General features: G+C 70.8%; 18 protein-coding genes. 11 read left to right on the top strand and 7 right to left on the bottom strand.

Going from position 1 to position 18,492, the window contains the following annotated elements; genetic code table 11:
- The 4 genes from E1218_RS17540 to E1218_RS17525 form a co-directional block, all read right to left on the bottom strand.
- Positions 1 to 192 (bottom strand): winged helix-turn-helix domain-containing protein (locus E1218_RS17540; RefSeq protein ID WP_202866064.1); only part of this gene is annotated, 192 nt, incomplete at its 3' end.
- 102 nt (positions 193 to 294) lie between these two features.
- Entirely contained in the window at positions 295 to 2,754 is a 2,460-nt protein-coding gene (locus E1218_RS17535; protein ID WP_132321410.1) for a X2-like carbohydrate binding domain-containing protein, read from the bottom strand.
- Between the two features lie 133 nt (positions 2,755 to 2,887).
- Positions 2,888 to 4,840, bottom strand: coding sequence for a heparinase II/III domain-containing protein (locus tag E1218_RS17530; RefSeq protein WP_132321408.1), 1,953 nt, complete (start codon positions 4,838 to 4,840; stop codon positions 2,888 to 2,890).
- A gap of 133 nt (positions 4,841 to 4,973) precedes the next feature.
- The gene (locus E1218_RS17525; RefSeq protein ID WP_132321406.1) at positions 4,974 to 5,219 is read right to left on the bottom strand and encodes a hypothetical protein; all 246 of its coding nucleotides are present in this window, start codon (positions 5,217 to 5,219) and stop codon (positions 4,974 to 4,976) included.
- 147 nt (positions 5,220 to 5,366) lie between these two features.
- On the opposite strand from E1218_RS17525, the gene E1218_RS17520 reads away from it, so the two are divergent.
- Positions 5,367 to 6,173, top strand: a complete 807-nt coding sequence (locus tag E1218_RS17520; protein WP_132321404.1) for a sigma-70 family RNA polymerase sigma factor — start codon at positions 5,367 to 5,369, stop codon at positions 6,171 to 6,173.
- Positions 6,174 to 6,181: 8 nt separating this feature from the next.
- Here E1218_RS17520 and E1218_RS17515 read toward each other — a convergent pair whose 3' ends face one another.
- Positions 6,182 to 6,508: a hypothetical protein gene (locus E1218_RS17515; protein ID WP_132321402.1), complete on the bottom strand. Its 327-nt coding sequence runs from the start codon at positions 6,506 to 6,508 to the stop codon at positions 6,182 to 6,184.
- Positions 6,509 to 6,686: 178 nt separating this feature from the next.
- On the opposite strand from E1218_RS17515, the gene E1218_RS17510 reads away from it, so the two are divergent.
- The 9 genes from E1218_RS17510 to E1218_RS17470 are packed head-to-tail and all read left to right on the top strand — an operon-like array spanning position 6,687 to position 16,476.
- Complete coding sequence (locus E1218_RS17510; RefSeq protein ID WP_132321400.1) at positions 6,687 to 8,324, top strand: carbamoyltransferase family protein; 1,638 nt, start codon at positions 6,687 to 6,689, stop codon at positions 8,322 to 8,324.
- Entirely contained in the window at positions 8,321 to 9,775 is a 1,455-nt protein-coding gene (locus tag E1218_RS17505; protein WP_132321398.1) for an HAD-IIIA family hydrolase, read from the top strand. The genes E1218_RS17510 and E1218_RS17505 overlap by 4 nt, the downstream gene beginning before the upstream one ends.
- Positions 9,772 to 10,764, top strand: a complete 993-nt coding sequence (locus E1218_RS17500; RefSeq protein WP_132321396.1) for a glycosyltransferase family 9 protein — start codon at positions 9,772 to 9,774, stop codon at positions 10,762 to 10,764. Before E1218_RS17505 ends, E1218_RS17500 begins: the two co-directional genes overlap by 4 nt.
- Positions 10,761 to 11,720 carry a glycosyltransferase gene (locus tag E1218_RS17495; RefSeq protein WP_132321394.1) on the top strand — a complete coding sequence of 320 codons (960 nt, stop codon included), beginning with the start codon at positions 10,761 to 10,763 and terminating at the stop codon, positions 11,718 to 11,720. Before E1218_RS17500 ends, E1218_RS17495 begins: the two co-directional genes overlap by 4 nt.
- Entirely contained in the window at positions 11,717 to 12,919 is a 1,203-nt protein-coding gene (locus E1218_RS17490; protein ID WP_132321392.1) for a glycosyltransferase, read from the top strand. Before E1218_RS17495 ends, E1218_RS17490 begins: the two co-directional genes overlap by 4 nt.
- Positions 12,916 to 13,509: a D-sedoheptulose-7-phosphate isomerase gene (locus E1218_RS17485; RefSeq protein ID WP_132321390.1), complete on the top strand. Its 594-nt coding sequence runs from the start codon at positions 12,916 to 12,918 to the stop codon at positions 13,507 to 13,509. Before E1218_RS17490 ends, E1218_RS17485 begins: the two co-directional genes overlap by 4 nt.
- Positions 13,506 to 14,867, top strand: coding sequence for a PfkB family carbohydrate kinase (locus E1218_RS17480; protein WP_132321388.1), 1,362 nt, complete (start codon positions 13,506 to 13,508; stop codon positions 14,865 to 14,867). Before E1218_RS17485 ends, E1218_RS17480 begins: the two co-directional genes overlap by 4 nt.
- Complete coding sequence (locus E1218_RS17475; RefSeq protein WP_132321386.1) at positions 14,864 to 15,547, top strand: SDR family oxidoreductase; 684 nt, start codon at positions 14,864 to 14,866, stop codon at positions 15,545 to 15,547. Before E1218_RS17480 ends, E1218_RS17475 begins: the two co-directional genes overlap by 4 nt.
- On the top strand, positions 15,544 to 16,476 hold the full coding sequence (locus E1218_RS17470; RefSeq protein WP_132321384.1) for a glycosyltransferase family 9 protein: 933 nt from the start codon (positions 15,544 to 15,546) through the stop codon (positions 16,474 to 16,476). The genes E1218_RS17475 and E1218_RS17470 overlap by 4 nt, the downstream gene beginning before the upstream one ends.
- Here the strand turns inward: E1218_RS17470 and E1218_RS17465 are convergent.
- On the bottom strand, positions 16,409 to 17,377 hold the full coding sequence (locus E1218_RS17465; RefSeq protein ID WP_132321382.1) for a UDP-glucuronic acid decarboxylase family protein: 969 nt from the start codon (positions 17,375 to 17,377) through the stop codon (positions 16,409 to 16,411). The two genes, E1218_RS17470 and E1218_RS17465, sit on opposite strands and share 68 nt — an antisense overlap.
- 102 nt (positions 17,378 to 17,479) lie before the next feature.
- Between E1218_RS17465 and E1218_RS17460 the strand changes: the two genes are divergently transcribed.
- Complete coding sequence (locus E1218_RS17460; RefSeq protein ID WP_132321380.1) at positions 17,480 to 17,935, top strand: hypothetical protein; 456 nt, start codon at positions 17,480 to 17,482, stop codon at positions 17,933 to 17,935.
- A gap of 69 nt (positions 17,936 to 18,004) precedes the next feature.
- Here E1218_RS17460 and E1218_RS17455 read toward each other — a convergent pair whose 3' ends face one another.
- Positions 18,005 to 18,466: a DUF4383 domain-containing protein gene (locus E1218_RS17455; protein WP_132321378.1), complete on the bottom strand. Its 462-nt coding sequence runs from the start codon at positions 18,464 to 18,466 to the stop codon at positions 18,005 to 18,007.
- Between the last annotated feature and the right edge of the window lie 26 nt (positions 18,467 to 18,492).

The following is an 18,492-nucleotide window of genomic DNA, read 5'->3' as shown; positions in this document are numbered from 1 at the left end:
CTCCTCCCCCGCCTCCACCACGGTGCCCGACTCGAGCAGGATCCGCAGATGGTACGACGCGTTCGCATGCGTCAGCCCCAGCTCCCGGGCCACCTCCGCCGCACTCATCGCCGTCCCGGTCAGCAACGACAACATCCGCAACCGCACCGGATGGGCCGTCGCCCGCAACTCCTTGACCCCGTCCTCGGCCACGATCCTCACTCCCCAACAACCCTTGGGGAGCAGCATGCCCGCGACCCGGGCCGACCGTCATACAGTTCTTGGACGGTCGACCCGGGTCGCCGGTCGTGCGGGCTACCTGGCGGTCGTGTAGCGGATGGTGTCGTTGCGGAGGATGCCGCCGGACATCTTGACGATCTTGAGGGTGTGGGGGCCGTTCTTCAGGGTGGTGGTGAAGGCCTGGTGGGCCGTCACACGGGTGTCGTTGTGGAGGTCGACGCGGCGGACGAGTTCGTCGTCGACGTAGATGTCGGCCTCGCCCTGGTCGGGGGCGAGGGCGGTGATCCACTGGACGCTGTTGCCGGTGAACGCGAAGGTGACGGACGCGCCGTCGGCGGTCGTGGCGTGGATGTCGTCGCGGTAGTCGCCGCGGAAGCGGAAGTCGAGCTTCGTGGTTCCGGTCGGCTGGGCCGCGAGGTACGCCTGCCGGATGGTGACGACGGCGCCGTCGACGGTGTAGTCGGTGCCCTTGAGCAGGTCGGTGCCGGCCTTGGACACGGCGAGGAGCTCGCCGGGGTCGCGTCCGATCTGGACGCTGACGTCGGCCGGGGCCGACTTGTCGAAGCTCGCGGTGTCCGGGTTCAGCAGGCTCTCCTGGCGGACGTTCAGCTTGTCCAGCAGCATGAACTGACCCGACTTCTTCACGCCGCGGATCGTGTGGGTTCCGTTCGGCAGGTCCGAGATGCTGTAGACGACCTGCTGGGCCCCGCGCCCGTCCTCGCGGTACGTGCTCACGGTCTCCTTGAGCTGACCGTCGACGTAGATGTCGACGTCACCCTGTGAGTTGTGGGTCTCGGTCACGTAGTCGACGCCGGTCCCGACGAAGCTGTACGAGAAGGAGTCGCCGTTGGTCTCGGTGTACTGCACGTCGTCCTGGTAGTCACCGAGCCCACGTCCCGTGCTCCGGCTCCACGAGCCCGTGTAGACGATCTGCGAGTCGTCGTTGTTGACCTCGACCGTCCGTACGCCGGCGTTCGTCACCCCCGCCCTGGCCGAAGAGTCGGTCACCGCGACGGTCAGCGGCTCCGACACGGCCGGGACCTCGCGGTTGCCGTTGCGCTGCCAGTCACCGTCGTACGCGACCCGCAGGTCGTCGTCGTTGACGGTGATCGCGGAGTTCTTCTGCGGTGTGACCTCGAGCAGCCGGACGCCGTGGATCGGCACGTTCTCCGCGGTGAAGCCGGACGTGAACTGTCCCAGGTCCTTGCGGGCCCACAGGTCGCGCACCTTCGCGGTACCGGACAGCCCGAGGTCCGGCCAGTTCACGGTCATGTCCGCGTCGGTCTGCCCGAGGTTGAACAGGGCGACGGTGTAGGTGTTGTCCGGGTTGAGCGCGAACCAGACCTGCCGGTTGGTCTTCGTCGACACCGGCCGCGCGGGACGCCCGGCCTGGTTGACCGCGATCACCTCACGGTTCGTCAGCAGTTCCAGTCCGAGCTGGTCGAGCCTGGTCATGTCGTTCCCGATGTACATCGGGGCGGCCGACACCGCCCACAGCGTCGCCGCCGTACGGCGCTCGTCGCGGGTGAGACCGTCCATCTGGCCGTTGCCGACGTTCAGCGAGTCGAGGTCGTTCCAGCCGCCGGGTCCGGCGTGCCGCCACCAGTCGGCCAGCTTCGGGAACAGTCGCGCGATGTTCTGCCAGGTGGTGAGCGCCTGACCGGGGCAGTAGCACTCGACGTCCCAGTCGATCCGCCAGCCGTTGGCGTACTGCTTCCAGTAGTCGGCGTAGTTGATGTCGAGCGCCCACGAGAGCTCGAGCCAGATGCCGTGGCGAGCCAGCGCCTGCGACCACGCCTTGACGTCGCCGCGGGCGTCGAGGGACAGGTCACTGATCCCCGAGCCGGGCGTGACGCTGTCGAACTTCAGGAAGTCCACGCCCCACGAGGAGTAGAGGTCCGCGATCGAGTCGACGTACTTCTGCGCGCACGGCTTGGAGAAGTCGATCGCGAAGCCGAGCCCCCAGTAGTCCGCCTTCTTCAGCGGCCGCACCGGCAGGTCACCGGTCTTGCACTCGGGGGCGCCATACACGGGGAGGTTGGCGTCGATCAGCGTCTGGCTGATGCCCGGGATGCCGTAGAGACCGACCTTCTGGCCGTTGCCGTGGATATGGTCGATCACGTCCTGGAATCCGTCGGGGTACAGGGTCGTGCTCGGCACCGGCCGGCCGTACCCGTCGATGTCGCCGTTCCAGCCGGCGTCGATGTTGACGTACTCGTAACCGTACGGCTGGAGCTTCTCGTGCATCGCGTCCGACTGCGCCTTCAGCTGCGCCGCCGAGATCCAGCTGCTGCCGGGCGGCGAGTACACCTGCATGCTGTAGCTGCTCCAGCCCATGTAGGGCTTGAGCGCCTTCTCCCCCGCCGGCCCGCCGGCGGGTCCCGTAGTCGCGGCGGCCGCCGCCGTCGCAGTCGTCGTCGCGCGCGGCGCGGGTGCGGCGGACGACGTGGCCGCCAGTCCGGCCGAGAGCAGCCCGGCGACGGCGAGTCCCACGACGACGCCTCGTCGTGCCTTGCCCGGTAGGGATCTGGTCATGAGCGGTGACCTCTCTGACGATCTGTCAGCCGAGGCCCCGGCCGTCCGGGTCCTCGACAAGAATCCGAGAACCCGGATCGGATAGGATATTGGCTTCTTTACTTAACGCTGTCAAGATTTCATGGGGATTCGCCTACCCGGCCCGGTACAGCGACCCGCCGGCGGAGATGGCGATCGTCGCGGGCTTGCCACCGACGTTCAGGCTGACGATGAACGTCGGTCCCGACTGCCGGACGCGGTAGGTGACCGAGCCCGTGGCCCGCACGGGGACGACGAACGACAGGATCGACGCCATCGTGCCGGACCGGGCCATCAGGACCGTCGGCGCCGACTTCCGGACGTAGCTGCTCGGGTAGTACCAGCCCTGGATCGGGTTCGTCCGAGCCTGGTGGACCAGCGTCGCGCCGGCAGGCAGCGCCTGCTTGAACGGGACCTGGAACACGATCGTCTTGGTCGAGTCACCGGGCGCCATCGCCACCGCGGTCGTCCGCGAGTACACGGTCGCCCGCTGGTCCGGCGGGAGGTGCCACAGCGTCCGGTACAACTGCGCGGTCCTCGACGACGCCCGGTCCCAGGTGACGATCAGGTCCGGGTCCTTCAGCACCAGGACCGAGCGGATCCGGCTGATCCCGCTGCCCGGCACGTCGGTGAACTGGTACGCCTCCGCGTTCGCCTTCACGGCGTACGCCGCCAGCCGGGTCACCGGGTTGGTGTCCTTCGACAGCGGTGTCGTCAGCACGCTGTGCGCCGACGGGCTCAGAGTCCAGCTCCGCCACACACCCGCCGAGTACGCCGCGTACCCGCCGTCGATCACGATGTCCCGGCCGCGCGAGGTGTAGGTGATGCTGGTGTGGTCGCTGTGTCCGTGGAACGCTCGCGCCGGCCCGAACCTGATGCTGTACGTCGACTCCCCCGCGAACCTCCGCGCCGGGTCGGTCCCCCAGCCGGTGCGGCCGAAGACGTGGCCCGCCGCGTAGACGCCGACCCGCCACGGCGGCACCGTACCCTTCGTCCCGAGCGAACCGGCGTACTCCATCGGCGTGCCCGGCCATGGGTAGGTCGCCTGGAGCTCGGTGTCGCCGAGCTGATGGAGTTTGCCGAGCGAGTTCGTCGCCAGCGTCAGCCACTTGGCCAGCAACGCCCGCCGGGCTGGGATCGTCGTACCGGGAGAGACGCCACAGTTCTGCATCACCGCGACGGCCCGGCCCCAGAGCGAGTAGTTGAACGCCGCGTACCCGGTCGACTGTTCGTTGGTCGAGCCCTGTGCGTCGATCGAGGTCGTGATCGCGGCCCCGAACCGCTGCACCGCCAAATTCTTGTAGTCCGTCCGGTTCAGCGTGCAGCCGAGGCCGAACAACGCGATGCTCTCGTCGGTGCCGTGGTTCCAGGCGCCGCTCCAGTTGTACGTCAGGAAGCGTGCGTGACTCAGCAGCGCCGTGTCGATCCAGGCGTAGCGCGCCGGCACCGTCGTTACCTGCAGGCCGGACAGGATCGCCTGCCGCAGACAGATCAGCACGTTCGCGCGGTGCATGGTCGACTCCCAGGCGCCGACGTTGCCCTTCCACGAGTACGGGTTGTCGCGGTACCAGTCCCAGGCGATCGTGTTCACCCGTGTCATCGCGGCCAGATCACCCTTGCCGCCCGCGATGATGCCCTGGCCGAGCCAGCGCAGGGAGTGGAACCACATGTACCAGCTCGCGTTCTTGTACGGGTTCGCCAGCCAGTTGATGTTCCCGCCGCCGTTGCCGACCTTGACGGGTGCGTACGGTCCCCAGGCGTAGGTGTCGCGGTACAGGTTCGCCAGCGGGTTCGTCCGATCGATCCCGCTGAATCCCGGGCACGCGTAGAACGGGGCCGCCAGCGACTGCACCTTGCTCGTGCCGATGTCGGTGGCCGGCGGCGCGGTCGCGGGTACGACGTTGCTCGCGCCGGGCACGAACTGTGCTTCGCCGGGGCCCTCCGGCCCAGGCACGATCTGGATGCCCGGCGGGGCGCCCGGCGACCGTGTCTCTCCCTCTGCCGCTTGCGCCCCCGCCAGCAGTAGGGCGATGGCGACGGCCACCCCTGCCGTCCTCGTGAATCGCATGACTGTGTCCTCCCCTCCGCATCGCCGCGGTCCCCCGGCCGCGATTCCCCTCACTCGTCACGATGCGGCCGGAGCGCGGAAGGTTGCGATCCGGCCGGGACAGGCGCCGGCCGTTGTGCCGGGCCGCGCCGACTCAGGGCAGGAGCTGCTGGACCTCGAGGATCTTGAGCGTGGTTCCGGCGCCCACGCATTGGTAGTCGACCCGGAACCCGAGGCAGTACAGCGTCATCACCTCGTCGTCCGGCCGGCCGTATCCGGTCAACGGCAGGTTCGCCAGCTTGTCGACGAGCCGGGCCGCCTCGGCGGGCGCGCGGTGGCAGAACGCGGCGTCCAACTGGGCTACGGCCCGCGCGCTCCAGACCAGTTCGTTCGGTTTCATCGGTGCGTGGCGGTTCCCCTGCGCCGACTGCTCGAAACCGGCCGACTGCAGATGCTTCAGCCGGATAGGCCTGGGTACCCGGGGGTGGTCCGGCCGTGGTTCAACCCCAGCCACCTTCGCCGGCCAGTGAATTCGCAGGCGGTTCAGATGTCGTTCATCACTCAGCAGCCCCGTCCGTCCGTGGCCGTCGTGGAGTGCACGGAGACGCGCAACGAGCAGGCGGCGACCGCGGAGAGGCTGCTCCGCGAGGCCGCGGAAGCATCCGGTCCGCGACGAGAAGACCTGCTCGATCAAGCGATTGTTGTGTCGGTTCCGCTCGCCCGCACGCTGGCGAGCCGGTACTACCGGCGTGGCGTCGACGCCGAGGACCTCGACCAGGTCGCGTACGAGCACCTGGTCAAAGCGGCCCGCAACTACCGGCCGGTGGACGGATCCGACTTCCGGTCCTTCGCCGTCCCCACCATCCGCGGTGGCATCCGCCACCACTTCCGCGACCATGCCTGGGCGGTCAAGATGCCTCGACGCCTGCAGGAGACCCAGACCCGGATCAGCGCTGTCGAAGGTGCCCTGGCGGCCCGGCTCGGACGCTGGCCGAGCTCCCACGAACTGGCCGAGGCGCTCGGCCTGGACGTGCAGGAGGTCATCGAGGCGCAGCGTGCACAGGGGTGCTTCACGCCGTCCTCGCTGGACACTCCGCTGCACGACGGCTCGTCGATCACCCGCGGCCAGCAGGTCGCGGATCCGGCGGACACCTATCAGCTCATCGACCAGATCGAGTCGCTCCGGCCGGTCGTCGACAACCTGCCCGCCCGCGACCGGCTGATCTTCCAGCGACGGTTCCTGGAACACCGGACCCAGGCCGAGATCGGTCACGAGATCGGCGTCAGCCAGATGCAGGTGTCGCGCCTCCTCGGGCGGATCATGGTCCAGCTACGGCTGGCACTGTCGGTCTGACGTCGGGGTCACCGCGAGCCCGACGGTGACCCCGGCCTCCGCCGGACCTGGTCCGCGAGGATCAGGCCCGCCTTCTGCAGCAGCTCGCCAGCACTGACGAGCAGGTGCGCGTCCTGATCGGTGACTCCGGACGCGGGCCGCCGGTTCGCCAGGCAGACGGCCAGCGCCTCGGCGGCGGCGATGACCCGGTTCAGCGCGTCCAGGTCGGCGGCCCACTCGTCGAGTGACGGCTGGGCCACGGCCTCGAGGAGATGCTGTGCCGAGTACAACGCGCCGGCCGCACCGCGGATCCGGACCGCGTTGCTCTCCGGTCCGCCGATCCCTGGCTGCTCCATCCGATCGTCACCGCCTTTCGTCTCGCCGGTACCAGGGCCGCAGTACCCAGGCGGACACCCATAGCAGCGGTTCTGCCGATTTCCGCCGGATTCCGGACGAGCAGCGCTACTGGCCGTGTACAAGCACTTCGACCGGGTACTGCCGCCGTCTCGTCGACCAAGGGGAGGTTCGAGCCGGATGCGAGTGCTCGGAGTCAACGCGATCTTCCACGACCCGTCGGCCGCGCTCGTGGTGGACGGCCGGATCGTGGCGGCGGCGGAAGAGGAGCGGTTCAGCCGCCGCAAGCACGGCAAGCGGCCTGTGCCCTGGTCGGCCTGGGAGTTGCCCGAGCAGGCGATGCGCTGGTGTCTCGACCAGGGTGGGATCCGGCCGCAGGACCTCGACCTCGTCGGCTATTCGTTCGACCCCGCGTTGTGCGTCGACCTGGCCGGCCTCGGCGTCAGCGACCCCGGCGACGCGGTCCGCACGGACTACGCCCGCCGGGCGCCCAGGTTCCTGGCCGCGTCCCTGCCCGGTCTCGACCCGGACAAGGTCCGGTTCGTTCAGCATCACGTGGCCCACGCGGCGTCGGCCGGCCTGGCCGCGCCGTTCCGGGACAGCGCCTGCCTGGTGCTCGACGGCCGAGGCGAGCGCGCGTCGCACCTGGCCGGTCGCTACACCGGCCCCGACCTCGAGGTCTTCGCCGCCCAGGAACTCCCGCATTCACTCGGTCTGCTCTACGAGGACCTGACCGAGCACCTCGGCTTCCTCCGCTCCAGCGACGAGTACAAGGTGATGGCGCTGGCGTCGTACGGCAAACCGCGGCACCTGGATGACTTCCGCGAACTCGTCCGGGCGACCGGTGACGGCGGGTTCGTCACCGACCCGGTGGACTGGGAGGCGTATGCGCCCAAGGTCCGCAAAGGCGACTCACTCGGCGACGCGCACGCCGACCTCGCCTGCAGCGCGCAGCAGCGACTCGAGGAGGTTCTGCTCGACCTCGCTCGCTGGTTGCACGACCGCAGCGGCGCCAGGAACCTGACGATGGCCGGCGGCACGGCACTGAACTGCGTCGCCAACTCCATGCTCGCCCGGCGCGGACCGTACGACGAGATCTGGGTCCAGCCGGCCGCCGGTGACGCCGGAACCTCGCTGGGCGCGGCGCTCCACCTGAGCGCCGGCGCCGGCCGTGCGCCGATGCCGATGACGACCGCCGCGCTCGGCCGGGGCTGGACCGACGACGAGCTCGGCGCCCGGCTGGCGCGGGCGGGACTGCCGTTCGAGACACCGCGGGACCTCGCGGCGACGGTCGCCGAGGCCTTGGCCGGCAACGCGGTCGTCGCCTGGTTCCAGGGCCGGTCGGAGTACGGACCGCGCGCCCTCGGGCACCGGTCCTTGCTCGCGCACCCTGGCGACCCACGCAATCTCGAGCGGCTGAACGACATCAAGGGACGCGAGCAGTTCCGGCCGATCGCGCCGCTGGTCCTCGCCGGCCGGGCGGCCGAGATCTTCGACGGCCCGCTGCCCAGCCCGTACATGTTGTTCGTCCACGACGTCGTCGCCACCTGGCGGGAACGGATCCCCGCCGTAGTGCACGTCGACGGCACCGCCCGGATCCAGACCGTCGACCCGGCGGCCGAACCTCTGCTCGCCCGGTTGCTGCACGAGTTCGACCGGCGGACCGGGCTGCCCGTGCTGGTCAACACCAGCCTGAACACCGCCGGCCGGCCGATGGTCGACAGCCCGTCGGACGCCCTCGAACTGTTCGGCTCGACACCGGCCGACCTGCTCGTCCTCGGACCTCACGTGGTCCGCCGCGCGGAGTCGTTCCGATGACGAGTTGGACCGTCGTCGTTCCCACGCTGGGACGTTCTTCCCTGACCGATCTGCTGGCCGACCTCGCGGCGCAGCTCCATCGGCCCGACCAGGTGGTCCTGGTCAACGACGGCCCGGACGCGCTCGCACCCGTTGCGGTGGACCTCCCGATCACCGTTCGCTCGAGCGGCGGCCGCGGTCCGGCGGCCGCCCGCAACGTCGGCTGGAAGACCGCCGGCACCGAGTGGGTGGTGTTCCTCGACGACGACGTACGGCTTCCCGACAGCTGGTCGGCGAAGCTGCTGGCCGATCTGGCCGCGGCCGGGCCCGAGGTGGCGGGTGTCCAAGCGAAAATCCGGGTCCCTGATCCGCAGGGGCGACGGCCGACCGACTGGGAGCGCAGTACGGCGGGGCTCCGCACCGCGCACTGGGCAACGGCGGACATGGCCTACCGGACGCTCGCGCTCCACGCGGTCGACGGATTCGACGAGCGGTTCCGGCGCGCGTACCGCGAGGACGCCGACCTGGCCCGTCGGGTTCGCGACGACGGCTGGCGACTGGTCCGCGGCGAGCGGCACATCGTCCACCCGGTGCGCCCGGCCGACTTCTGGATCAGTGTCCGCGTGCAGCGAGGCAACGCCGACGACGCACTGATGCGAGCACTCCACGGCCGCCGATGGCGTGCGCGCACCGAGTGTCCACCGGGCCGGTTCCCCCACCATGTGGCCACGGTCTGCGCGGCCGTCCTCGCATTGAGCCGATACCGCCGTCCGGGGCTGGCCCTCTGGCTCGTCCTGTACGCCGAGTTCGCGATTCGCCGGATCGCGGCCGGTCCACGAACTCCCCGTGAGACGGGGCGGATGGCCGCCACCTCGTGGCTGATTCCGTTCGCGGCAGTGGGCCACCGGATCGCCGGATGGTGGCGGTTCCGCGGCAGCCAGGCTTGGCCGGAGCCGGTCCGGGCGGTCCTGTTCGACCGGGACGGCACGCTCGTGCACGACGTCCCGTACAACGGCGATCCGGAGAAGGTCACTCCGGTCGACGACGCCGCGACCGCCGTCGAGCGGCTTCGCTCGGCGGGTCTGCGGGTCGGTGTCGTCACCAATCAGTCGGCGATCGGCCGTGGCCTCGCGACCGCGGACCAGGTCTGCGCGGTGAACGACCGGATCGACCACCTGGTCGGTCCGTTCGACACCTGGCAGGTGTGTCCGCACACGGTGGAGGACGGGTGCGGCTGCCGCAAGCCCGCCGACGGACTGATCCGCTCGGCCGCCCGCAGTCTCGGCGTGCCGCCGCGGCAGATCGTGGTGATCGGCGACATCGCCGCCGACCTGGGCGCCGCAGACGCCGCGGGGGCCCGGTCGATCCTGGTGCCCAACGACCGGACCCGGCCGGAGGAGATTCTCGCCGCCCGGGTCACCGCACCCGACCTGCGGACCGCCGTGGACCAGGTCCTGAAGGGGCTGCGATGAGGAGCGTCCTGGTCGCCAGAATGGACAACGACGGCGACGTACTCCTGGCGGGCCCGGCAGTCCGGGCCATCGCGGCGCGGGACCGGGTGACACTCCTGGTCGCACCCAGCGGTGAACAGGCCGCGCGCCTGCTGCCGGGGGTCCGCAACGTGCTGACCTGGCCCTGTCCGTGGACCGGGTTCTCACCACCCCCGGTCGAGCGGCGCTCGGTGGACACGCTGATCGACGCGCTCGCGCTCGAACAGTTCGGGGCCGGATTCATCCTGACGTCGTACCACCAGAGCCCGCTGCCGCTGGCCCTCGTCCTACGGCTCGCCGGACTGAAGTACCTCGCGGCCAACTGCGTGGACTACCCGGGATCGCTGCTGGATCTGCGGCACCGGCCGCGGCCGGGGCACGAGGTCGAACGCAACCTGGACCTCGTCCGTGCCGCCGGTTACGACCTGCCGCCCGGCGACGACGGATCCCTGCGCGTGCGGCAGGTCCGGCCGCCCGCACAGCACGCGTACGTCGTCGTCCACCCGGGCGCCTCGGTCCCCGCCCGTACGGCGAGCCCGGACTGGTTCCGTGCTCTCGTCACCGCGCTCACCGGCGCCGGCCATCGCGTGCTCGTCACCGGATCACCGGCGGAACGCGAGCTCACCCGGTTCGTTGCCGGAGACAACGGTATCGACCGCGGCGGGACGACGCGGTACGCCGAGCTGGCCGCGCTGCTCGACGGCGCCGACTGTGCCGTCGTGGGCAACACCGGCCCGGCCCACCTCGCCGCGGCGGTCGGCACACCGGTCGTCTCGCTGTTCGCCCCGGTGGTGCCGCCCGACCGCTGGGCGCCCTGGCGGGTGCCGGCGATCCTGCTCGGCGACCAGCAGGCTCCTTGCCGTGACACCCGCGCGCGCGAGTGCCCGATCCCCGGTCACCCCTGCCTGAACGGTGTCGCGATCGAGGAAGCGGTGATCGCGGTGCACAAACTCCTCGAGGAGGTCGCGTGAAGATCCTGGCCTGGCACGTGCACGCGTCCTGGATGACGTCGTTCGTCCAGGGTGACCACGACTACCTGGTGCCGGTTCTCCCGGACCGCGGACCCGACGGCCGCGGCCGTGCTCTGACCTACGAGTGGCCGTCGGCCGTGCGGGAGGTCCGGCCGGCCGAGCTGGCCGACGAGGACATCGACGTCGTCGTGCTGCAACGCCTGAGCGAGCTCCAACTGTTCCAGCGCTGGTCGGGTCGCGCGCTCGGCCGGCACGGGGTGCCCGCGGTGTACGTCGAGCACAACACGCCCCGCGGGGATGTCGACGAATGGATCCATCCGCTGGCCGCCCGGGCAGACATACCGATCGTGCACGTCACCCAGTTCAACGCGATGGCCTGGGACAACGGACTGGCACCGACGGTCGTGATCGAGCACGGTGTGCCCGACTACGGCTATCAGTACACCGGCCGGCTCGACTCGCTCGCCGTCGCCGTCAACGAACCGGTCCGGCGCTGGCGGGTCGCCGGACTCGACCTGGTGCAGCGGATCTCGCAGTACGTGCCGGTCGGGGTCTACGGAATGGGCGCCGACCAGCTCGCGGGCCGCTTCGGCCCAGGGCTCGCGGCCACCGACGACCTGTCCCAGAAGGAGCTGCACGCCAGGACCGCGAACCACCTCGCCTACCTGCACAGCTGCCGGTGGACGAGCCTCGGGCTGTCCCTCGTCGAGGCGATGACGCTGGGCTGTCCGGTCCTCGTGATCGCCTCGACCGCGGCGCCCGAGTCAGTGCCTGCACAGGCCGGCGTCGTCAGCTCCGACCCCGACGTCCTGGCACGGACCGCCCTGCGCTGGCAGTCCGACCGGGCCGAGGCCCGCGACGTCGGCCTCGCCGCCCGGCTGCACGCCCTCGACCACTTCGGGCTGCCCAGATTTCTCGACGAATGGAACCGGATCCTGAAGGAGGTGTGCCGATGAGGATCGCGATGATCTCCGAGCACGCGAGTCCGCTGGCAGTCCTGGGTGGGGCCGACGCCGGCGGCCAGAACGTCCACGTCGCGTCACTGTCGCTGGCGCTGGCCGAGCGCGGCCACACGGTCGACGTCTACACCCGGCGCGACCATCACGGCACGCCGGAACGGATGTGCCTCGGCCCGGGCGTCGATGTGATCCACGTGCCCGCCGGACCACCGCGGCCGATCGCGAAGGACGAACTGCAGCCCTATATGCCCGCGTTCGGCGACTGGCTGACGGTCTACTGGGCGGACCGGCCACCGGACGTCGTCCACGCGCACTTCTGGATGTCCGGCGTCGCGTCCGTCCAGGCCCGCCGACGGATGCCGCTGCCGAGCGCCCAGACCTTCCATGCCCTCGGTGTGGTCAAGCGCCGTCACCAAGGCAGCCATGACCCGAGCCCGGACGACCGGGTGGACATCGAGACCTCGCTCGCCCTGCGGTCCGACGCCGTGATCGCCACCGCGACCGACGAGGTGCGCGAGCTTCTGGCGCTGGGCGCGCGGCCCGAGGTCATGCACGTCGTCCCGTGCGGCGTCGACGCGTTCCCACCCGGCCCACCGGCCGAGCGGCGCCGGCACGGCGGCCGCGGCCGGATCCTCTCGCTGGGCAGGCTGGTCGAGCGCAAAGGTGTGGACACAGTCATCGCCGCCCTCGCCCACGTCGCCGGCGCCGAACTCGTCGTGGCCGGCGGTCCGTCGACCGGCTTCGACGCCGACCCGGAGGTCGTCCGGTTGCGAGCCCTCGCCGAGCAGGCCGGCGTGGCCGACCGCGTCTCGCTGATCGGTCCGGTCAGGAGGACGGAGGTACCCGCGTTGCTGCGGTCGGCCGACGTGGTCGCCTGCACACCGTGGTACGAGCCGTTCGGGATCGTGCCGCTGGAGGCGATGGCCTGCGGACGGCCGGTCGTCGCCTCGGCCGTCGGCGGTCTGGTGGACACCGTGGTCGACGGCGTCACCGGGATCCACGTGCCACCACGGGATCCGGTGCGGCTGGCCGTCGTACTGCGGGAACTGCTGGCGGACCCGGCCCGCCGAGAGGCTCTCGGCCGCGCCGGACACGCTCGGGTGCTTGCGAAGTACACGTGGCCCACAGTGGCCGCGGCGACGGAGGACGTCTACCGCCGGATCGTGTCTCCGGTGACCTCGGGGAGGATCGGATGAAAGCGGCTTTCGGCACTCTGAACGAACACCTCGACCAACTCGGCGACGGTCTGCAGAGCCTCGCGAGGCAGAACGACGTGCTCGACCGCTGGGGCCGGGAACTGGCCGTCGCCTTCGCCGCCGGGAACCATCTCCTTGCGGCCGGCAACGGTGGCAGCGCGGCCGAGGCGCAGCACCTGACCGCCGAACTGGTCGGTCGCTTCGAGTCCGGCCGCACGGCGCTGCCCGCGATCGCGTTGCACGCGGACTCCTCGACGATGACGGCCATCGGCAACGACTTCGGCCAGGAGCGGGTGTTCGCCCGGCAGGTCGAGGCCCATGGCCGGCCGGGCGACGTACTGATCCTGCTGTCGACCAGCGGCGCGAGCCCGAACCTGCTGGCCGCTGCCGACGCCGGACGCCTGCTCGGGCTGCACGTCTGGGCGATGACCGGTCCGCGGCCGAATCCGCTGGCCGAGCAGGTCGACGAGGTGCTGGCGATCGAGAGCATCGCCCCGACCGCGGTCCAGGAGGCCCACCTGATCGCCATCCACGCACTCTGCGCGGCCCTGGAGCGCGTGATGCTCCTCGGTCCGGAGGTCGGTCGATGATCACCCGGGTGCTCGTGATCGGCGACGTCCTGCTGGACCGCGACATCGACGGCGAGGTGCACCGGGTGTCGCCGGAGGCGCCGGTCCCGGTGGTCGAGATCGGTGCCGAGGCCGAACGGGCGGGCGGCGCCGGCCTGGCCGCGACGCTGCTCGCGGGCCGGCCGGGGATCGAGGTCCACCTCGTCACCGCGCTGGCCGACGACGAACCGTCCAAGCGACTGTCCACCCTGCTGACCGACCGACTTCCGGTCACCGTGATCGCCAGTACGCCGGGCACCCGGTGCAAGACCCGGATCCGCAGCGCCGGCCAGTCCGTCCTGCGGATGGACGTCGAAGCCGAGGCGGCGATCGTCGACGACCCGGATCTGGAGGCGCTCGAGGCGGAACTGGAGGACTCCGACGCGGTCCTGGTCTCCGACTATGCCGGCGGTCTGATCAGCCATCCGGGCGTCCGATCGGTACTGCGGCGCTGGGCGAGCCAGCGTGCGATGGTCTGGGATCCGCATCCACGCGGCGCGGAGCCGGTGCCGGGGCTGTGTCTCGTCACCCCGAACAAAGCCGAAGCCAGACAGTTCGCCCGGCTGCCGGCGGGACCGCCCGACGAACTCGCCGAGCGGCTGCGCGACCAGTGGCAGGCCTGGGCGGTCGCCGTGACCGACGGCGCGGCCGGTGTGTTCCTGTCCGCCGGCGGCAGCCCGGCCGTCTTCGTCCCGGCCACCTTCAAGCACCACGGCGACGCCTGCGGCGCCGGCGACCGCTTCGCCGGCACGGTCGCGGCCGCTCTCGGCGCGGGGGCGGTGGTTCGTACTGCCATCGCCGACGCCGCCGACGACACCGCTCACTGGTTGCGTGCGGGTGGCGTGCAGGCTCCCGCGTACTCCGAACGGGTCGTCGACAGCTCCGAGCAGTTGACCGCGGCGGACCTGATCCGGAGAATCCGCGCCGCCGGTGGCACCGTCGTCGCGACGGGTGGCTGTTTCGACGTTCTGCACGCCGGGCACATCGCCGGTCTCGAGGCGGCCCGGCAGCTCGGTGACGCGCTCGTGGTCCTGGTGAACTCAGACACCGGCGTCCAACGGCTCAAGGGAGCCGGCCGGCCGGTGAACCCGGTCGGCGACCGGTGCCGGGTGCTCCGGTCCCTGCGGTGCGTCGACGCCGTCGAGGTGTTCGGCGGCGACACTCCGGCCGAGCTGCTCGACCAGCTCCGGCCCGACGTCTGGGTCAAGGGCGGCGACTACGACGCCGATTCGTTGCCCGAGGCCCCCATTGTGCGCGGCTGGGGCGGCCGGGTGGTCGTGGTCCCGCTGCTGCCCGGCCGCTCGACCAGCGCGATCCTCGACGGAAGGAGTTTTCGATGAGTGTGGAACGAGTCGCCGTGACCGGTGGCGCCAGTGGCCTCGGCGCCGCTGTCGTCCGGGCCGTGGAGAAGGCCGGCGGTACGGCGGTCGCGCTGGACCGGCGAGCGCCGGGAGACGACGTCCGTTGGGTTGAGGTGGACCTTTCCGACCCAACGGCCGCGGAGCCGGCGGTCGCGGAGGCGGAACGGCTGATCGGCCCGCTCACCGGCGTCGTCACCGCGGCCGGCATCGACTCCTGCGGACGGATCGAGGACGTCCCGCTGGAGGACTGGGTGCGGGTGGTCACCGTCAACCTGATCGGTACCGCCGCGATCGCGCGGGCCGCCGTTCCACGCCTCGAGAGCACTCGTGGCCGACTGGTCACCATCGCCTCGACCCTCGGCCTGCGGGCCCTGAGCGACGCCACGGCGTACTGCGCCTCGAAGTTCGGGGTGGTCGGGTTCTCCCGGGCGCTCGCGGTCGAGACCGCCGGGCGGGTCGGGGTGACGATGGTGGTGCCCGGCGGTATGAAGACCAGCTTCTTCGACGGTCGCCCGGAGCGGTACCGGCCCGGGGAGGACGCAATGCTGAACGATCCGGACGTCGTCGCCGACACGATCGTCTACGCGCTCGGGCAACCGGCCGGTGCCGAGATCCGTGAGCTCGTGGTCTGCCCGTCGGTGGAGCCGTCCTGGCCGTGACCGCACCCGTGCTCGCCCTGCGCGCGCTCGGCCTCGGCGACGCGCTGACCGCCGTGCCCGCGTTGCGGGGTCTGCGCCGGCTGGCTCCGGACCGGCCGCTGCTGCTGGCCGGTCCGGCCGGACTCGGAGGCTGGCTGGCCGAGCTGGGGATCGTCGACGACGTCGTGCCGGTCGCGGGCCTGTCGGCGCAGCCGCCCGGCCGCGCGCTCGGCAGTCATGTCGCGGTGAACCTGCACGGCCGCGGACCGGACAGCCACCGGTTGCTGCAGGAAAGCCGGCCGACCGACCTGCTCGCCTTCGACTGTCCGGCGGCTTCGCATCACAGCCGGACCCGCTGGCGGTCCGACGAGCACGAGGTCGACCGGTGGTGCCGCCTGGTCAACGCTGCCGGCGGCCACTGTACGGCCGACGACCTCCGAGTCAGCGTGCCCGGCGTCGTCCGCGACGACGTGGTCGTCCTACATCCAGGTGCCGCGGCCGGGGCCCGAAGATGGCCGATCGACCGATGGACTGCCGTCGCCCGCGAGTTGCGTTCGGACGGCGCGGACCTCGTGCTGACGGGCACAGAACGCGAGCTCTGCCGGGCGATCGCACGACAAGTACCCGCGAACGACGCCAGCGGCGACCTTCCGATCGGTGAGTTCGCCGGCCTGGTTGCTCGGGCGGGCCTGGTGCTGAGCACCGACACCGGCATCGCTCACCTGGCGACGGCGACCGGCACTCGGTCGGTCACCCTCTTCGGCCCTACTCCCCCGGCCTTCTGGGGGCCGGCGATCGACTCCGACCTGCACACGGTCGTCCACCACGGCACCGGCCCCGGTGATCCACACGCCGCCCGGACCGACGAGGCGCTGCTCCGGATCAGCGTCCAGGAGGTGCTGACAGCGGCTCGTGCACAGCGTGCCGGAACCATTCCACGGTCTTCCTGAGCCCGTCGTGCCACTCGACCTGCGGCTCCCAGTCCAGCAGCTTGCGCGCCCGGGTGGTGTCCGGCCGGCGTACGGCGGGGTCGTCGACCGGCCGGTCGACGAACTCGATGCTCGAGGTGGTGCGGGTGATCGCGATGACGTCCTGCGCGATGGTGAGCACCGAGCGCTCGTCCGGGTTGCCGATGTTGACCGGCCCGGCGTGGTCGCCGAAGGCGAGCCGCAGGACGCCGTCGACGGTGTCGCTGACGTAGCACACCGAGCGGGTCTGGGTGCCGTCACCGGCCACGGTCAGCGGACTGACGGCCAGCGCCTGCCGGATGAACGTCGGGATCGCCCGCCCGTCCTCCGGGCGCATCCGCGGTCCGTAGGTGTTGAAGATCCGGACGATCGCGGTGTCGAGCGACTCACTGGTCCGGTACGCGGTCGTGAGTGCCTCGGCGTACCGCTTCGCCTCGTCGTACACACCGCGCGGGCCGAGCGGGTTCACGTGGCCCCAGTACTCCTCCGGTTGCGGGTGTACCTGCGGGTCGCCGTACACCTCGGACGTGCTCGCGAGCAGGAAGCGGGCGCCCTTGTCCTTCGCGAGTCCGAGGGCGTGCCAGGTGCCGATGGCACCGACCTTCAAGGTCTGGATCGGCAGGCGGAGATAATCGATCGGCGAGGCCGGGCTGGCGAAGTGGAGCACGAGGTCGACCGGGCCGGGGACGTGCAGGAAGTCGGTGATGTCGCAGCGGGTCAGGGTGAAGTCCGGGTTCGGCATCAGGTGCTCGACGTTGGCAGGCACACCGGTGAGGAAGTTGTCCAGGCAGATCACTCGATGGCCGTCGGCGAGCAGTCGCTCGCACAGGTGGCTGCCGAGGAATCCCGCCCCACCGGTCACCACTACTCGCTTCCCGGGCACCTGCTGACCTCACTCCTCCCGCGCCGACGAGCGCGCTCGGTACCCAAGCCGGCCGGCTCTACACCGGGGATTGCGCCGACTCGCCGGGGGTACCGGCCGCGCATGACTGAGCCCGCGGACCTGCAGCCCGACCTCGACGTCCAGCCCGCGCCGGAAGGGCACGAGCGTCCCGACGGTGTCGACGACGTGACCGTCGCGGCGGTCGGGACACTGACCGACGCCCTGGAGACGGCGATCCGGGCCCGAGGTCACCTCTACGCCTTCCACCAGCTGACCGGTCGTGCCGACCACCGGCTCGACGACGCGGTCGACCTGCTGCGCGAGGCCGGCCACCACGACCTCGCGGACCGGATCACCACCGAGCTCATCGGCCGCAACGTGATCCCCGGCCACTGGACCTTCCAGATCATCGAGGCGTACGACGAGCACTACTTCGACCTGTTCGCCGGCCTGGAGAAGCAGGCCCGCGACCAGCTCACCGGTGGCCGGCGCCACCTCAACGAGGCCGAGATGAAACAGCGCCGCGTGACGCCGAATCATCCCGGCCACGAACTCTGACCGTCACTGCGCGCCGCCGGGAAGGTTCACCTCCCCGGCCGGCACGCAGAGGTTGCCCGGTCCCGCCTACTACCGGTTCGGGGTGGCGGACGCCTGAGTGGTCCGGCGGGTGAGCAGAACGCCGAGGGAGATCATCCCGAGACCCAGGACCAGGTGCAGCCAGTTGTCGGCGGTGTTCACGGGTACGAAGTTGGCAGAGCTGGACTGATCGATGATCAGGCCGTAGATCCACAGGATCAGGTACACCACACCGCCGCCGATCAGGTAGTTCTTCGCCCCGCTCGCGGTACGGGCCAGCGCCAGTCCGAGGACACCGAACAGCAGGTGGACGATGTTGTGCAGGATCGAGACCTGGAAGATGCCCAGCAGCATCGCGTCGGAGTTGTGGCCGGCGAAGCTCATCGTGTCGTAGTCGGTGGTGATCCCCGGAACGAACCCCAGGACACCGACGGCCAGGAAGACGACGGCCACCGCGAGCGCCGCCTTCTGGACCGGAGTGCTGGTGTTCCGCGTACTCGTTGCGTCGGACATGTCGATTCCTCATTTCCTCCGTTACC

Origin of the sequence: Kribbella turkmenica (assembly GCF_004348725.1) — a bacterium.
Taxonomy (GTDB): Bacteria; Actinomycetota; Actinomycetes; order Propionibacteriales; family Kribbellaceae; genus Kribbella; species Kribbella turkmenica.
The sequence above is the reverse complement of the archived record's forward strand: the minus strand, read 5'-3'. Positions and strand labels throughout refer to the sequence as shown.